Annotated in this window: 2 protein-coding genes; both read right to left on the reverse strand. The window is 65.7% G+C overall.

Annotated elements, in window-relative coordinates:
• Positions 1–191: hypothetical protein (locus ACQV2G_RS09190; protein WP_428876659.1), on the reverse strand; the 191-nt coding region annotated here is incomplete at its 3' end.
• Between the two features lie 65 nt (positions 192–256).
• Positions 257–501 (reverse strand): hypothetical protein (locus tag ACQV2G_RS09195; protein WP_428876660.1); only part of this gene is annotated, 245 nt, incomplete at its 5' end.

Below are 501 nucleotides of genomic sequence, written 5' to 3' on the forward strand. Positions count from 1 at the left end.
AGAAGACGGACGCCGGTGGATTCGTCGATTTCATAATCGTCGAACTCCTGCACCTCGCCGGTGGCGATCCATTCGCCATCGTAGCGGACGCTTTCGGCGACGCTTCGCGCCTCTGCGGGCGTGCCGGCCTCGACGACGGTTTCGTAATAGACAAAGGCATCGTGGCCCTTGCGGACAACAAATCTGGGCATGGGAAGCTCCATAGGGAAAGCACCGGGCGCGACGGCCGGTCTGGTTGACGGGATGGTGGGAAGGCTCAGTGCCAGGTCTGCCACGCGCCGCTTTGGGCCGCGGCGTGGCAGCGCAGCATCTCGCGGTAGAACTTGCGGCGCAGAAGGCGTTTGCAGCGGTCCCGGCGGACCCAGGCGGGAAGCATTCGCGCCGCCGCCCGCAGGACCGCCCGGTCGGTGTCGATCACCGTGATGCCGAGATCGGCATAGATCGAGTGCATCATGGCCGGCCTCCCTTGGTGTTGCGCCACAATGCCGGTCCGAGGGCGGT

This window comes from Facklamia sp. P12955, from assembly GCF_050409565.1.
Lineage (GTDB): Bacteria > Bacillota > Bacilli > Lactobacillales > Aerococcaceae > Facklamia.